We start from the raw sequence: 13,977 nt of genomic DNA on the forward strand, positions 1-13,977 counted from the left end.
GGTACGGGGGCCGAGCGGGGGGCCGCCCCCGGCGCCGTGGGGGGGCCGGGGCCCGTAACCTGCGGTCCCCCGCCCACACAGCGCTGTCGTACGACATGACGTGAACAACACCCGCTCGAAACAGGAGCCATCGATGCAGTCCCCTTCGCCCGACGCGCTTGATCTGAAGCTGCTGCACGCGCTCCAGGTGGACGGGCGGGCGCCGTTCAGCCGTATCGCCGAGATCCTCGGAGTGTCCGACCAGACCGTCGCCCGCCGCTTCCGCAAACTGCGCACCACCGCCGGACGCAGGATCGTCGGCATGACCGACGACAGCCAGCTGGGCCGCCAGAGCTGGATCGTCCGGCTGCGCTGCACTCCCGACGTGGCCGAACAACTCGCCAACGCGCTGGCCCGGCGCCCCGACACCTCGCACGTCGATCTCATCTCCGGCGGCACCGAAGTGCTGTGTGCCATGAAACCCCGCAGCCGACAGGCCCGCGACGAACTGCTCTTCGACCGCCTGCAACGCACGCCTCAGGTCAATTCGGTCAGTGCCCACCGCCTGCTGCACACCTTCTACGGCGGTCCCCTCGGCTGGCTCGACAAGACTCAAGCGCTCGAATCCGATCAGGAGGCGGCACTGCGCCTCCCCTACAGCGAACCGGTAGCCGCCCCCATCGCTCTCGAAGGAGCAGACGAGGCACTGCTCGCCGTGCTGCGGCGCGACGGCCGGGCAACCTTCAGTGAGCTGCAGACCAGCACCGGCCAGGCTGACCGCCGACCGCCGAACGGCCACCAGGCGACTGAGATCACACATGGACCTTCGGGCGGCTCGCTGCGCCCGGTCTGGAGGCGCTGACCGGCTGTGGCGTCTTCCACGGCTCAGCCAGAGACCGCCGGTCCATGGATAAACCGTCCTCTCCCGCCCCTCCGCGGGCGCCCCTACGGTCGAGGCTGCGGGCGCTCCCCGGCCCGCCGTACCGAAGGAGCAAGACCCCCATGAAGATGACCGGCAACACGATCCTGATCACCGGCGGAACCTCGGGCATCGGGCTCGGCCTGGCCCTGCGTCTGCACGAGGCCGGCAACAAGGTGGTCGTCGCCGGCCGGCGCAAGGAACTCCTCGACGAGATCACGGCCGAGCACCCGGGTATCGACGCGCTCGTACTCGATGTCGCGGACCCCGACTCGATCGCCCGGGCCCGGGAGACCGTGGCGGCGAGCCACCCGGGGCTGAACGTCCTGGTCAACAACGCCGGCATCATGCTGCGGGAGAACCTCCTCGACCCGGCCGAACTCCCGATCGCCGAGGATCACGTCGCGACCAACCTGCTCGGCACGGTCCGGATGACGTACGCCTTCCTGCCGCTGCTGGTGGGCAGGGACGACGCGGTCGTCATGAACGTCACCTCCGCGCTGGCGTTCGTCCCGTTCGCGATCACCCCGACCTACAGCGCGACCAAGGCCGCGCTGCACTCCTTCTCCGAGAGCCTGCGCATCCAGCTCGCCGGTGCTGACGCCGGTGTCCAGGTGATCGAGGTGGTACCGCCGGGCGTGCGCACGACCCTGCTGGGCCAGCAGGACAGCGACCAGTCCATGCCGTTGGACGACTTCCTCACCGAGACCCTCGACCTGCTTCGCAAGAAGCCCGACGCGAAGGAGCTGGTCGTCGAGCGCGCCAGGTTCATCCGCGACGCGGAGGCCACCGGCTCCTACGACAACGTCCTCGCCATGATCAGCGGCAGCTGACCGACCTATGCCCGACGCGGAACAACAGCACGCGGGCAGGTCCTGTTGGGCCACATCACGGACGAACGCGAGCTCGACCTGTCTCGGGGAGGAGATCCTCGCCCAAGACGCGGAACGGTCAGGAAGCGCCTTCGGCTTCGCCCGGTCGTCGCACTGGAGACGACCGGCCCCGTCCTGAGCGCCGATGGCACGTCGAGCGCCCATCACACGACGAACATCGCCGTGCCGGCCAGGCCAAGCGGCGAGGCCCGGGGCCGGTCCGAAGCGTCGGGCGTCCTCGACGGGGGACCGTCGCCGCAGGCCGTCTCCCAGGCCGGCGGCCTGCGGCGCACCGCCGACAGCCGGAGAATTTCCACCGGGACGTCTCGCTGCGAGGGCTATCGGCGTCGGCCGTATGAGCGGCTTCGCGCGGGCAGAAGAGGAGGGCTCAGACATGGATCGGCGGTCTCTGGATAGCCGGGCGGGATGCGGCGAGGATGGGGGCATGGACAAGAAGGAACTGGCGGAATTCCTGCGTTACCGGCGTGAGATGTTGCGGCCCCGCGACGTCGGGCTGGTCGAGGGGCCGCGCAGGCGTACGCAGGGACTGCGCCGCGAGGAGGTCGCGCAGCTCGCCGGCATGTCCACCGACTACTACGCCCGGCTGGAACAGCAGCGCGCTCCGCAGCCCTCCGTCCAGATCACCGCGGCTCTCGCCCGGGCGCTGCGGCTGTCCCTGGACGAGCGCGACCATCTCTTCGTGCTCATCGGCCACAACGCCCCGGCCCGCTTCCACCGCTCCGAACATGTCAGCCCGACCCTGATGCGGGTCCTGGACCGTCTGGACGACTCGCCGGCCATGGTGCAGACCGACCTGTTCGACACCCTGGCGATGAACCCCGTGGCCGTCGCGCTGCTCGGCGACCAGACCCGCCACACCGGTCTGGCCCGCAGCGGATACTACCGCTGGTTCATGGACCCGGCCGAACGTGTGATGGTTCCCGAGGAGACCCACGAACGCCACGGCCGCGCCCAGGCAGCGCGCCTGCGGGCCGCGCTGACAGCCGGCAGCGACACCCCCCGAGCGGCCCGGATCCTCGCCGAACTCCAGGAACACAGCCCCGAGTTCGTCCGCATGTGGGAACTTCAGGAGGTCGCGCAACGCTACGACGACTGCAAGACCATCCTCCATCCCGAACTCGGCCGCATCGACGTCGACGCCCAGGTCCTGTTCACCGAGAACCGCGCCCAGACCCTGGTGGTGCTGACCACTCGCCCCGGCACGGAGAGCCACAGCAAACTCGAACTGCTCTCCGCCATCGGACACCAACAGCTCACCCCCTGACGTCCTGGACCGGGGACCGGGCCGGGCTCGGCGCGGGAGGGGCCGGACAAGGGCGCCTTGGAATGGTGCGGCCCGCACGGCTTTTGCCCTGCGCGCTGCGGTCTTATATGTCGGCCCCCTGCGATGTCCGGGCTCCGCGCTCAGGTCGCCCATTTGACCGGATGCAGCCTCCGTTTTAGTCTCGAATACGTACGGAGGCAGCATCCGTTTAGATGCGGCCGCGGGATCTCGGCAGGCAGGAGTGCGCATGAGCGGCGTCGAACAGCGGGGACGCAAGCCCCGCGCGGACGTCCAGCGCAACCGCGCGGCCCTCCTGGAGACCGCGCAGCGTCACTTCCTGCAGCACGGGGTCGGCACCTCCCTTGAGGCAGTGGCCAAGGAGGCGGGCGTCGGGCCCGGCACCCTGTACCGGCACTTCCCCACCCGGGAGGCACTGCTGGCGGCTGTGCTGCAGACACGCTCCGAGGAGCTGGTGGCCCGCCAGGCGGACATCGATCAACTCGGCGACCCCGCCGAGGCGCTGGAGCAATGGCTGCGGGCGATGGAGGAGTACTTCAGCGCCTTCAGCGGGCTGCCGGACCCGCTCATGGCCGCGGCCCGGGCGCAGGAGCCGGACAACCCGCTCACCATCCCCTGCGACATCCTCATCTCCGCCACCGATCAGTACGTGCGAGCCGCGCAGCTCGCGGGGCGCGTGCGCGCGTCGGTGCGGGGGCACGACCTGTTCCTCGCGGCCTGTTCCGTCGCCTGGATCAAGGGCACCGGCACCGAGGAGGAGCCGCTCGACCGGCTCCGCACACTCATCGCGAGCGGCTACCGCCAGCGGGACACCCAGGCGTAAACCGCCAGGCACCCCGCCCCGACCCCCGCAACGCCAGGCGGCACCACCACCCGGCCATCACTTCACGCTGCCCTCAGGGGCGGCACAACCTCCCAAGGGACAAATCATGAAAATTACTGTCATAGGCGCCGGCGCCATCGGCGGGAACCTTGCCGCCAAGCTCAGCACGGCCGGCCACGACATTCAGGTGGCCGACGCCCGCGGCCCGGAGGCCGTCCGGGCGGAGGTGCTGGAGTCCGGGGCCCGCGTGACGGAGCTCGCCGACGCCGTCCAGGGCCGGGACGTCATCGTCCTGGCCATCCCCTTCGGCGTGGCGGGGAAGCTGGCCGGCCTGTTCGCCTCGGTCCCCGCCGAGACGGTGGTCATCGACACCGCGAACTACTATCCGCACCTCAGCGGGCAGATAGAGGCCGTGGACAACGGCGAGATCGAGAGCGTGTGGAACGCCCGGCAGCTGGGACGCCCCGTGGTCAAGGCTTGGAACGCCGCCCTGGCAGAGACCCAGCGGACCAAGGGTGTTCCGGCCGGAACACCCGGCCGCCTTGCCATCCCCGTCGCCGGCGACACCGACGAAGCGCGGCGTGTGGCCATGCAGCTCGTGGACGACACCGGCTTCGACCCCTACGACGCCGGCACACTGGCCGACTCCTGGCGCCAGCAGCCGAACAGCCCCGCCTACTGCACCGAACTGACCCTCGACGAGCTGCCAGGGGCCCTGGCCGCGGCCGACCGCGCCAAGGACGCGGCCATCCGCGACAGCCTCCCGGAACGCTTCGCCGCCCTGCCGGCCAACCCCACCGTCGACGACGTCGTCGAGATGAACCGCGCCGCCCACCGCTGAGACACCCGACGCGGCCCTCGTGCATGTAACGCCATGAGAGCCGTCGGCACGCCACGAACACACACGACGAACACGAAGAGCGGCGCTCACTTCGGCAAGGTCGTCATCACTCAGTTACACCACCGGGTCCGCGGTCGGCCGCAGCCCCGGTTGCGCCGCAGGGATGTCTCCGTGGTCGGCGCTGTCCTGCCGCTTCACGATGACGATGTCGCCGTCACAGATCGCGGCGTCGACCATCGAGTCGCCGGAGACCGGAAACCGACGAGTTCGCCGAATCTTGGAGGGCTCAGGACGGGAACCGATGGCAGACTGCGCCCGATCGCGTGCGGTCTGACGTAGGTTCGCGTGCCCCAGGGGGTGTGCACTGGTCCAGCCGTGGCGACCTACTCTTTCGGCGAAACACCGTGTCAGCGGTCACGTAATTCATTTGGGTGCAGTTCGTTTCGAGGGACGATGTTGATCAAGCAGTGAGGGCGCACTTCTGAGGGTCGGAGCTGGGGTAGATGCGCTCGTGTTCTTGGTGGGTGTGGAAGCGCCAGTAGGGATCGAGGTCGCCATTGGCGATCAGAGTACGGAGCCGGAGGACGGCTTCTGCTCCGTGCAGGCCCCAGCGGGCGCCGGTGATGTCGAGTCGGTCGGCGATCAGGTGGCGGCAGGCCCCCTCGACCGCACCGGTTGCGATCGGCCACCCGTTGGCCAGGGCAGCGTCGTAGCGGAGCTGGTCCAGGTGCCCGGTCAGGTAGCGGTCGCAGGCGTCGACTGCCTCGCGCCGAGCGGCGGGGAGTTGTTCCCGGGCTGCCTGGGCGGTCATGTCGTGGGCAGCGCGGGCGGCGTGGCCTGCGGGTCGCGGGCTTCTGCCTGGTCGAAGGCGTCGGCGATGACCTGCTCGGGCAGACGGACCAGGGAGGCGGTGCACCACTTGTTCTCCGCTCTCGGCCCCGGGCGGGCAGGGCGCTCGTTGCTTCGGCCGCCGGGCGGGTGGATCACGTCGTGTGGGCGCCTGGGAGCCGGACGGGTGTCGAAGACTCAGGCCACGGTCGCCATCCGCTTCCGGTTCGGTTTTCTCGCCCGGCGCGAGCCGGCCGCGATGGCCACCAACTGCCCTGGCGGCGGCCCGGCGGGTGGCCTCCCGCAGAGCCTCCGGGCGCATGACCACGCCCTTGCCGTCCACCTGGACCACCAGTGGCATCTCGCGGCTGCACGCCCAGCCCCGCTCCCCCAGCGTGCCGTTCACCGGAACACCTGGCCCCGCAGGCCGGGGACTGGTCATCGTGGACGCCCTGACCAACCAGTGGGGTTACGCCAGGACTCACTCCGGCGGAAAGATCGTCTGGGCACGCATCGCCGCCCCTCATCCCTGACACCTCAACCAGCCAGGCCCTCGGTCCCGCACATGCCGACCGCGCACGGCAGTTGCTCCTTCACCGCGCTACGTCCCCTGGATCGCCAGCCCACCTCAACGGGAAAGAACCCGAGCCTGCGGGAGCCGCCCAGTCGCTCCCGCGCGCCGCCGAGGCGGCACGGCGCCCTCACGCCTTCACCCGACAAGGGATCTCTTCAATTCTCAGCGGCTGTTGGGACGCAGGTACCCGTTTGGCGGTTGCCGGGGGACCTGTTGGGTGAGGGCATCCGAGCGAGGGGAGACCGGGCTCATGGAAGCATGGCCCGCGCAGCGGGACCGGGGCCAACAGGGCGGTACCCCGTGACGGGAGACCCGAGGCTGGCCGTCTACCGCGCCCAGCACCCTCGTCTGGTCGGCTACGTGGGCCGCCGGGTCCGCGTCGAGACGGCCGTGGCGGACATCTGCCAGCAGGTGTGGGGCGCGTACTTCCGCCGTTCCTGGCAGGGATACGCAGACGAGGTCGCGCCCCTCTTCGTGATCGCCCGGCGCCGGATCGCCGACTGGTACGAAGAGGCCGGACGCGCCGCAGACCTGCCGGGGGACGCATTCTGATACGAGACCCTCGACCACGGCCGCAGTGCGGACCTGCCGGAGAGCGACCGCGCGGACGCCCGTGTCGATCTTCAGATGGCACTGGCCCGGCTGACGGAACGCCAGCGCCAGGCAGTGACCTTGCGCTACATCGACGGACTGGACCGGGGCAGCGCGGCCGCGCTGATGGGCATCGGCGTGGACGGGCTGAAGAAGCTGACCTCGGCGGCCGTACGCGAACTGAGGTCCATGCCCGAGCTCCAGGGCTACCTGCTGGCTCTCGACCGGGCGGCACCTGCCTCACCCAGCCCAGGAGCACCCGCCTCCATCGACCAAGGGGCATCCCGATGACGCACGACCCCACCGCATCCTCCGGCGACACCCGCCCCGCAGAGGCCCGGATCGAGGAACTCGTCACACAGTTGGGCGCCCCACGTCCGGTGTTCAGCGATGCCGAGCTCCTTGCCGGCTTCCGGGCAGTGACCGAGCAACTGGACACCCGTGACGACCCGGAGGGGGCGCGCGTCGAGGAGGACATCCGGCGGGCGGAGATCGGGGCTGACGCCTACGCGCTCGGGATGGAATATTCAGGCAGGCAGGACTGGGAACGTGCTGCGCGCTGGCTGTCGGTGGCTGCCCGCTCCGGGGTCGCCGATGCCTCCTACGAGTTGCAGGCCCTCCAGCGTCGGCGCGCCACCACCAACATTGTCGGCCCGGTGCAGGCCCCCGACGGCGACTGGGAGGAGCCGGCCGCCCGGCTGGCTCGTCTGCGCGGCGGCTGCGCCCGCCTCCACGAGGCCCAGAGCCTGGCGCATACTCTCAAGGCGATCTCCGACGGGGCGGTGCGCGACCTCGACTACGGGGTGGCCTGTTTCAACCTGGTGCGCCCCGACGGAGACTTGGCCGTCGTATCGGTGGCCGGCGACAAGACCGCCGAAGCGTTCATGACCGGCCGGGTCGGGCCGCGGGCGGCCTGGGATACGCGGCTGTCGATGGGCGAGCGCTGGGGAGATGTCGTATTCGTCTCGCACCAGATCGGCTGGACCGCCGACGGGGACGGGGTGCCGGCATGGCGGGCCGGATCGGGCGGGGATCCGGCACCCGGCGCCTGGCACTACGAAGACCGGCTCCTGGCCGAAGTGCGCACCGATACCGGCACCCTCATGGGCGTGCTGTCGGTGGATCTGCCGCGCAGCGGCCTGCTGCCAGGCCCCTGGGAGCGTGAGGCGCTGGCCCTGTATGCCCGAGAGGCTGGGCTGGCTCTGACGACCGCTCGACTGCGCGCCGCCACCGAGCGGGCGCAGGTTCGCCTGGAACAGCAGAGCGACACACTGCCGGTGAGCGAGGCCCAGGCGCGCCGGGCCATGGCACATGTGCCCTGGCCAATGGCCCTGGCACAACTGCCGCCCGGACAGCCCAGCCGCGTTCTCGACGTCAACAACTCCTTGTGCCGGCTGCTGGATCGCGCGCCGAGCGCCCTGCGCGAGTTCTCATTGGAGGACCTGGTCCACCCCGACGATCTCGCCACCTGGCTGCGGGCGTCCCTGAGCCGGAATGCCTGCCGGATCAGGCTCGCCCGCCGCGACGGCTCCTACGTGACGACGTCGGTGACCGCGGCCCCGATCTCACGCGACGGCGCAGCGCCTCACCGCGGGCTCGACACGCACTCCACGACCACCACCCGCCTACTGATCACCTTCGGTCTGCGCAGCGCCGACCGGCTCGACAGCCATCCCGGGCTGGCCCGTGACCCCCTCACCGGTGCCGTGGCCGGGCCGGCCCTCCGCTCCGAACTGCACCGCCTGTGCGCAACCGGTGCGGACGGCCACGCCGTGTCCTTGGCGCTGCTGTCGGTCGGCCTTGACGACTTCACCCAGCTCAACGCCATGCACGGGCCGGAGGCGGGCGACGCCGTGCTGGTGGAGGTGGTCCAGCGGCTGACCGGACTGATGACACGTCCCGGTGATCTGGTGGCCCGGGTGGGCGGAGACGAGTTCGTGCTTCTGACAGTGGGACGGACGTTCCAGCAGGTCGAGGAACTGGAACCACGCGTACGAGCCATGTTCGCCCACCCGGTGCAAGTCGGTGGACTCACCGTGCAACTGTCGGCGAGCGTGGGGCGCGGCTGGGCCCGTGCCGGGATGACGGCCGAACAGCTCCTCGACACGGCCGACCAGGACATGCACTTTGCCAAGACCCTCCGCAAGACAGTCCGGCTCTCCCACGCCGGCTGAACGCCGCAGGGAAACAGACCACGGGGAGAACACCGGAGGGGAGCCGATTCTCCTCGTGCGGAGGGGCTCCGCCGCTTCGGGGGAGCGGCGGCACCCTTCCTCCGCCCGCGCTCTGGAGGAGGAACAAACAGACCGACACCCGCGCAGCCCGTCCCTCCGAAGCCCAGCACCGGACCATCCGGCAGAGTCGTACGCCGAGGTAGCTCTCGGGCATCTCCCCCAGCGTCGCGACGGCCAGCGCTCCGGGGCGGGCCTCGCGGATGGTGATGCACGCGGCGGTGAAGTTCGGCGGGAACAACTCCGCAACACTCCAAATCCAGACAGCGTCCCCCGAGAACTCGCCAGTCTCCACCCAGCTCCGTCAATGCATGCATATACCCCTCAAAGAACGCATCCTGTCCGCAGGAACGTGAGACGCGGTGGACAGCCAAACCCCACCAGTCCAGGCGCAAAGCGAACTGCTAGAGGGCGTCTGAAAAGCCTGTCAGCGGGCTGATCCTGCGAGGCGGCGCACGAGGAGCATCGCCATGGTGAGGTAGATGGCGTTCTCCGAGCACACCCCCAGGTACTCGTAGTCCTTCGCCAGGCGGCGGCACCGTCCCAGCCAGGCGAATGTCCGCTCCACCACCCACCGCCGCGGGACCACCGCGAAGAGGGGCACTGCCGGAGGCGGTGTCCCTACCCTCGCCCAGGTCGAGCGGAATCCACCGTCGCGGCGCTGCACGACCTCCACGGCGATGCCGGTGGCTTCCCGGGCCCAGGTGTGGAAGTGGGCGCCGCGGTAGCCCTGGTCCGCCCACACGTGCTGCAGACGCGGAAAGGCGTCGGCGGCCCGGGAGAACAGCACCACGGCACCGTCGCGGTCGCCAACGCTGGCCGGGCTTACGCAGGTCACCAGGACGGTGCCACGGGTGTCGACGAGCAGGTGACATTTGATGCCGCTGACCTTCTTGCCGCCTTCGTACCCGTGCAGGCCACCGCGTTCACTGGCCCGGACGCTCTGACTGTCCACGACGGCAGCGCTGGGGGTGGGTTCGCGGCCGAGCTGCACCCGCTCGCGTTCGCGCAGCGCCGTCAACATCCGTTCCCACACGCCTTCTTGCTGCCATCGCCGCCAGTAGTGATAGACCGTCTGCCACGGCGGCAGGTCATGCGGCAGCAGCCTCCAGGCACAGCCGGCCCGCAGCCAGTACGCCAGCGCGTTGAGGATCTCCCGCCGGGTGTGTTTCGCCGGTCGTCCACCGGGCCTGACCGCCGGGACCAGCGGACAGAGGATCTCCCACTCCGGATCGGACAGATCCGTCGAGTAACCGGTACGCAGCCCGCACACCCCAGCCCCCGAAAGTGCGCCACCACCCCGCTACCTGGCAACTTGCCCGCTGACAGGCTTTTCAGACGCCCGCTTGCCAGCCAACTGGTGCGCCTGCGGTGCCCAGATCATGTAGCTGCTGACAGGGAATCTCGGTTCAGGCGGGAAGAACAAGCGGCAGGTCCGCGGTGACGGTGGCTCCCTGCGGCGTGACGTGAATGGTGAGGGTTCCGCCGATCTGCTCGACGCGTTCGTGCATGGACTGGATCCCGACCCCGGGCGTCCACGGCTCGGTGCAGCGGCCGCTGTCCGCGATGGTGACGCGCAGCAGGGCGTCGTCCGACAGCGTCAGGGTGAGCCTGGCCGTGGCGCCCGCGGAGTGCCGGGCGATGTTGGTCACTGCCTCTACCGCGACCCGGTAGGCGGCGACCTCCACGGCCGCGGGGAGCTGGGGCAACCGGTCCGGCGCGTCGAGGGTGATGTCCAGCGGTCGGCCGTCGGCGACCCGCAGCTGGGTGACGCGCTGACGGACGGCGTCGACGAGGCCGAACTCGTCGAGGGCCCGGGGCCTGAGGCCATAGACGATCCGGCGGATCTCGGTGATCGCGTCGCCGACGTCGGCGCGCAGCCCTCGCAGTGTCCGCACTGCGGCGTCCGGGTCGGTGCCGATGAGGTTCACGGCCGCGTCCACGTTGTAGGCGATGCCGGTCAGGGCCGGGCCGAGCCCGTCGTGCAGGTCCCGGCGCATGCGGCGGCGCTCCTCCTCTAGTGCGGTCACCACCCGGCCCCGCGAGACGCGTAGTTGCTCGCTCAACCGGGCCGCGTGCAGCGCCTGGGCGAGCGGCACCGCCACCAGCTCGACCACCGATGCCGAGGCCCGCGGCAGCCGCAGATGCCCGGGCGGGAGGCACACCACCAGGTCGCCCACGTGCTCTCCGCCCGCGTGCAGGGCGGTGACCGTGGTGTGGCCGTCATCCTCGGTTCCCGCCGTGGCGATGGTGACGCCGTCCTGGCGCAGCGCGATCCCGGGCACGCCGAGGGTCGAGCGCAGGGTGTGCAGCCAGTGAGGCGGTGGGGCACCGGCGGTGAGGTCCGTGCCGAGCCGGGTCAGGGTCTCGACCGGGTCGGCGGATCTGCCGAACAGCATCTCGTCCATGCTCGCCTCCACCCACTGCCGTACGGGCCCGTAACCGGAGGCGATCAAGGCCGCAAGCAACGCCGGCACCCCCTTGCCCGGCGGTGCCCCCACCACCATCTCCCACAACGCCGCGAAGCCCTCGTAGACGGCGGCGCTGAGCGCGAGCATGACGATGAGCACGGTCGCGCCGCGGATCACCACCCGCACATCGACCCGCCGTGGGGCGACGAGCGCGACGGTCATCGCCACCGGGAAGAACAGTGACAGGACTCCCTCGCCGACGACGCTGTCGACGGAGCTCATGGGCAGGGAGTTCTGCGCCGCGAAGAACACCATTCCGCCGAGGGTCGCCGCGGCCGCCCCCAGCACCAGCCACAGCACCCGGCGCCGGTCGTCCCCCGAGGTGACTTCGAAGAGCAGCCAGGTACCTGCGCACATCGCGATGCCCGAAGCAATGCCCGCCGCCACCAGCGGAGCCTGGGCACCTTGCGCCGCAGCTACGGCGCACCCGGCCCCGGTGACGAGGAGGCAGCCGTCCGCCCAGCGCAGCAGCCGGGTGGCCGGACGCGCCTCGACGACCCGGAGCGCGGCCAGTGGCACGGCGGCTGTGGAGGCGAGCACGGCCAGCGCCACGGCGATGTCACGGGCCCCGGCGGCGAGCAGCAGCGGAGCGCTCAGCAGCATGACCGCAGCCACGGCGAGCAGCCGGGACACTGGCGCGGCCGGACGACGCGGGGTGACCACGCCGCAGGACACCGCCAGGCCGCCGCCGGTCACCGCCGCCCAGATCACCCACTGGTCCGACGCCGGCGGCAGCGCGAACCACAGGCAGGCGACCGCCGTACCGGTCAGCAGGGCGAGTACGGCCCACAGCAGAGCCGGGCGGCCCCGGCCGGCGCCGAGCCGGATCCGCGCCATCACGGGCCCGAGCCCGGGGTGCCGCCGCCGAGCCCCTGCTCCCGGGCCAGGATCACCGCTTCGGTCCTGTCACTCACCCCCAGCTTGGTGAAGATGGCCGAGAGATGGTTGCGGACTGTCTTGGCGGCCAGCGACAGATCGGCCGCGACCCGGGTGTTGCTGTGCCCTTGGGCGATCCGTTCGAGTACCTCGAGCTCGCGCGTGGTGAGGTCGGGGAAAGGGACGGCGGGCAGGGGCGCCGGGTCCAGGTGCCCAAGCAGGCGGGCCGCGACTCCGGGACCCATGACGAACTGGCCGGCCGCGACCGAGCGGATGGTGGTGAGGATCTCCTCCTGCTGGGCCCCCTTGAGGAGATAGCCGCGGGCGCCGGCGCGCATCGCGGACACCACCGTTGCGTCATCCTCGAACATGGTGACCACCAGCACCGCGACGTCCGGCAACAGGGCGGTCAGCCGTCGCGTGGCCTCCACACCGTCCATCGCCGGCATCTGGATGTCCATCACCACGACATCGGGGCTGTTCAACTGCGCCTCACGCACCGCCTCCTGCCCAGTGGCCGCCTCGGCGACCACCTCGACACCGTCCAGCGACGCCAACAGTGCCGTCATCCCGCGCCGTACGACGGGATGGTCGTCGGCGACAAGTACGCGGATCGGGCGAGTGGTTGGGCTCATGCCCCGATGATGGCCGACACCCGTCGCCGACGGGGAGCTATGTGTCCCGGTGAGTACGGGAAATCCTCCCGGGCGCCCGGGACACACAGCCCTCGCCTCCCGGGCACCCGCTACCCCATGCTCGGTGCACGGGCCGCCGCGCCGGCAGCCTCCAACTCCCGGACAGGCGGACGGACATGAGCACGCTGACAGCCGCACCTTCCCTCAACCGCAAGAACAAGGTGGGCCTGGCCCTCGCCGCGCTCCTCGGCCTGTTGGACCTGGGCAATGTCTTCGACATCCCGGCGGACGACGGCGGCACTGCGGGTCCCCCGACCGGTGTCCTGATCGGCGACATCGTCCTCGGAGCAATCACCTTGGCCGCGGTCGTCATCGCGTGGCGCAGGGGCAGCCGGACAGGATCCCGCGTTGTGGCGGGTGCGCGGATCATCGACGTGGTCACGGCCCTTCCGGCGTTGTTCGTCAGCGGCGTCGCGTCCTGGGTGGTGCTCGCGGTCGCGGTCTTCGTGATCGTCAGCGTCGTCGTCATCGCCCTCGTCCTGTCCCGCCCGGCAGTGGAACCCGCGGCGCCATAGGCGGCGGACGCCGTGGTTGTTTCCGCAGGTCACAGCCTCACGCCGTGAGGCGCAGAAATCTACGACGCCCGCGATCACTCAGTTGACGGAACACCACAAGGAGGAGAGACGATGTACCCGGGATGGCAGAGCAGCAAGCCGCGCAGCAGCCACAACAGGCCTCACAGCGCGTGCAGCAGGCCGCGCAGAAGGCGCAACAAGCACAGCAGCCCTCACGGTTCGGGATCGAGGCTGGTCGTCGGGCTATGCAACGACCCGCGCAGACAGGCGGGATGAGGCGATCGGGTCACCAAGGGCATTCATCCGGTGATGGACTGTTCGGCTTGCTGTCTGGCCTGGTGAAGCTGGCCATATTCGTGGCGGTGTTCGCTTTCGTCATCGGCGTGGGCGCGCAGGTGGTCGGCAGGTAGTGAACATCCGCGGATCGGATAGCGGGACATGGTGCCGGGTCTTCGCGGA

General features: G+C 70.4%; 14 protein-coding genes and 2 pseudogenes. 11 read left to right on the forward strand and 5 right to left on the reverse strand.

Translation table 11 applies throughout. The features are described from left to right. Nucleotides 1-133 precede the first annotated feature (133 nt). The 5 genes from ACWGJB_RS44555 to ACWGJB_RS44575 all read left to right on the forward strand — a co-directional run bounded on the left by ACWGJB_RS44555 (nt 134) and on the right by ACWGJB_RS44575 (nt 4,737). A complete protein-coding gene (locus ACWGJB_RS44555) occupies nt 134-841 on the forward strand; it encodes an Lrp/AsnC family transcriptional regulator (RefSeq protein ID WP_453385759.1) in 708 nt (235 codons plus the stop codon). Nucleotides 842-981: 140 nt separating this feature from the next. Continuing rightward, nucleotides 982-1,731: an SDR family oxidoreductase gene (locus tag ACWGJB_RS44560; protein WP_453385760.1), complete on the forward strand. Its 750-nt coding sequence runs from the start codon at nt 982-984 to the stop codon at nt 1,729-1,731. A 484-nt stretch (nt 1,732-2,215) separates the two neighbouring features. After that, nucleotides 2,216-3,055: a helix-turn-helix transcriptional regulator gene (locus ACWGJB_RS44565; RefSeq protein ID WP_453385761.1), complete on the forward strand. Its 840-nt coding sequence runs from the start codon at nt 2,216-2,218 to the stop codon at nt 3,053-3,055. A 247-nt stretch (nt 3,056-3,302) separates the two neighbouring features. Next, nucleotides 3,303-3,896 (forward strand): TetR/AcrR family transcriptional regulator, encoded by a 594-nt coding sequence (locus tag ACWGJB_RS44570; RefSeq protein WP_453385762.1) that lies wholly within the window; start codon nt 3,303-3,305, stop codon nt 3,894-3,896. Between the two features lie 106 nt (nt 3,897-4,002). Beyond that, a complete protein-coding gene (locus tag ACWGJB_RS44575) occupies nt 4,003-4,737 on the forward strand; it encodes an NADPH-dependent F420 reductase (RefSeq protein WP_453385763.1) in 735 nt (244 codons plus the stop codon). 153 nt (nt 4,738-4,890) lie between these two features. On the opposite strand, the pseudogene ACWGJB_RS44580 reads toward ACWGJB_RS44575, so the two are convergent. Both ACWGJB_RS44580 and ACWGJB_RS44585 read right to left on the reverse strand, forming a co-directional pair. Continuing rightward, nucleotides 4,891-4,989: pseudogene (locus ACWGJB_RS44580) on the reverse strand (LexA family protein); the annotation flags it as partial. A gap of 208 nt (nt 4,990-5,197) precedes the next feature. Beyond that, nucleotides 5,198-5,938, reverse strand: a pseudogene (locus ACWGJB_RS44585) (ISKra4 family transposase); the annotation flags it as partial. On the opposite strand from ACWGJB_RS44585, the gene ACWGJB_RS44590 reads away from it, so the two are divergent. The 4 genes from ACWGJB_RS44590 to ACWGJB_RS44605 all read left to right on the forward strand — a co-directional run bounded on the left by ACWGJB_RS44590 (nt 5,886) and on the right by ACWGJB_RS44605 (nt 8,904). Then, nucleotides 5,886-6,098, forward strand: coding sequence for a hypothetical protein (locus ACWGJB_RS44590; protein WP_453385827.1), 213 nt, complete (start codon nt 5,886-5,888; stop codon nt 6,096-6,098). The pseudogene ACWGJB_RS44585 and the gene ACWGJB_RS44590 overlap by 53 nt on opposite strands. Before the next feature lie 341 nt (nt 6,099-6,439). Next, nucleotides 6,440-6,691 carry a hypothetical protein gene (locus tag ACWGJB_RS44595; RefSeq protein ID WP_453385764.1) on the forward strand — a complete coding sequence of 84 codons (252 nt, stop codon included), beginning with the start codon at nt 6,440-6,442 and terminating at the stop codon, nt 6,689-6,691. Nucleotides 6,692-6,766: 75 nt separating this feature from the next. After that, on the forward strand, nt 6,767-7,021 hold the full coding sequence (locus ACWGJB_RS44600; RefSeq protein ID WP_453385765.1) for an RNA polymerase sigma factor: 255 nt from the start codon (nt 6,767-6,769) through the stop codon (nt 7,019-7,021). Next, a complete protein-coding gene (locus tag ACWGJB_RS44605) occupies nt 7,018-8,904 on the forward strand; it encodes a diguanylate cyclase domain-containing protein (RefSeq protein ID WP_453385766.1) in 1,887 nt (628 codons plus the stop codon). Before ACWGJB_RS44600 ends, ACWGJB_RS44605 begins: the two co-directional genes overlap by 4 nt. A gap of 484 nt (nt 8,905-9,388) precedes the next feature. On the opposite strand, the gene ACWGJB_RS44610 is transcribed toward ACWGJB_RS44605, so the two are convergent. The 3 genes from ACWGJB_RS44610 to ACWGJB_RS44620 form a co-directional block, all read right to left on the reverse strand. Then, nucleotides 9,389-10,234 carry an IS5 family transposase gene (locus ACWGJB_RS44610; protein WP_453385767.1) on the reverse strand — a complete coding sequence of 282 codons (846 nt, stop codon included), beginning with the start codon at nt 10,232-10,234 and terminating at the stop codon, nt 9,389-9,391. Between the two features lie 136 nt (nt 10,235-10,370). After that, entirely contained in the window at nt 10,371-12,269 is a 1,899-nt protein-coding gene (locus ACWGJB_RS44615) for a sensor histidine kinase (protein ID WP_453385822.1), read from the reverse strand. Continuing rightward, complete coding sequence (locus ACWGJB_RS44620; RefSeq protein WP_453385768.1) at nt 12,269-12,943, reverse strand: response regulator; 675 nt, start codon at nt 12,941-12,943, stop codon at nt 12,269-12,271. Before ACWGJB_RS44620 ends, ACWGJB_RS44615 begins: the two co-directional genes overlap by 1 nt. A 176-nt stretch (nt 12,944-13,119) precedes the next feature. On the opposite strand from ACWGJB_RS44620, the gene ACWGJB_RS44625 reads away from it, so the two are divergent. Both ACWGJB_RS44625 and ACWGJB_RS44630 read left to right on the forward strand, forming a co-directional pair. After that, nucleotides 13,120-13,518: a hypothetical protein gene (locus ACWGJB_RS44625; RefSeq protein ID WP_453385769.1), complete on the forward strand. Its 399-nt coding sequence runs from the start codon at nt 13,120-13,122 to the stop codon at nt 13,516-13,518. Nucleotides 13,519-13,640: 122 nt separating this feature from the next. Beyond that, nucleotides 13,641-13,928: a hypothetical protein gene (locus tag ACWGJB_RS44630; protein ID WP_453385770.1), complete on the forward strand. Its 288-nt coding sequence runs from the start codon at nt 13,641-13,643 to the stop codon at nt 13,926-13,928. Nucleotides 13,929-13,977: the final 49 nt, after the last annotated feature.

The sequence above is a fragment of the Streptomyces sp. NPDC054813 genome (assembly GCF_053611365.1).

Coding starts and splice junctions, on each gene's coding strand:
- ACWGJB_RS44625 (WP_453385769.1), top strand. CDS start 13,120: ATGAGCACGCTGACAGCCGCACCTTCCCTCAACCGCAAGAACAAGGTG.
- ACWGJB_RS44605 (WP_453385766.1), top strand. CDS start 7,018: ATGACGCACGACCCCACCGCATCCTCCGGCGACACCCGCCCCGCAGAG.
- ACWGJB_RS44600 (WP_453385765.1), top strand. CDS start 6,767: ATGGCACTGGCCCGGCTGACGGAACGCCAGCGCCAGGCAGTGACCTTG.
- ACWGJB_RS44575 (WP_453385763.1), top strand. CDS start 4,003: ATGAAAATTACTGTCATAGGCGCCGGCGCCATCGGCGGGAACCTTGCC.
- ACWGJB_RS44565 (WP_453385761.1), top strand. CDS start 2,216: ATGGACAAGAAGGAACTGGCGGAATTCCTGCGTTACCGGCGTGAGATG.
- ACWGJB_RS44615 (WP_453385822.1), bottom strand. CDS start 12,269: ATGGCGCGGATCCGGCTCGGCGCCGGCCGGGGCCGCCCGGCTCTGCTG.
- ACWGJB_RS44560 (WP_453385760.1), top strand. CDS start 982: ATGAAGATGACCGGCAACACGATCCTGATCACCGGCGGAACCTCGGGC.
- ACWGJB_RS44570 (WP_453385762.1), top strand. CDS start 3,303: ATGAGCGGCGTCGAACAGCGGGGACGCAAGCCCCGCGCGGACGTCCAG.
- ACWGJB_RS44630 (WP_453385770.1), top strand. CDS start 13,641: ATGGCAGAGCAGCAAGCCGCGCAGCAGCCACAACAGGCCTCACAGCGC.
- ACWGJB_RS44620 (WP_453385768.1), bottom strand. CDS start 12,943: ATGAGCCCAACCACTCGCCCGATCCGCGTACTTGTCGCCGACGACCAT.
- ACWGJB_RS44555 (WP_453385759.1), top strand. CDS start 134: ATGCAGTCCCCTTCGCCCGACGCGCTTGATCTGAAGCTGCTGCACGCG.
- ACWGJB_RS44590 (WP_453385827.1), top strand. CDS start 5,886: ATGACCACGCCCTTGCCGTCCACCTGGACCACCAGTGGCATCTCGCGG.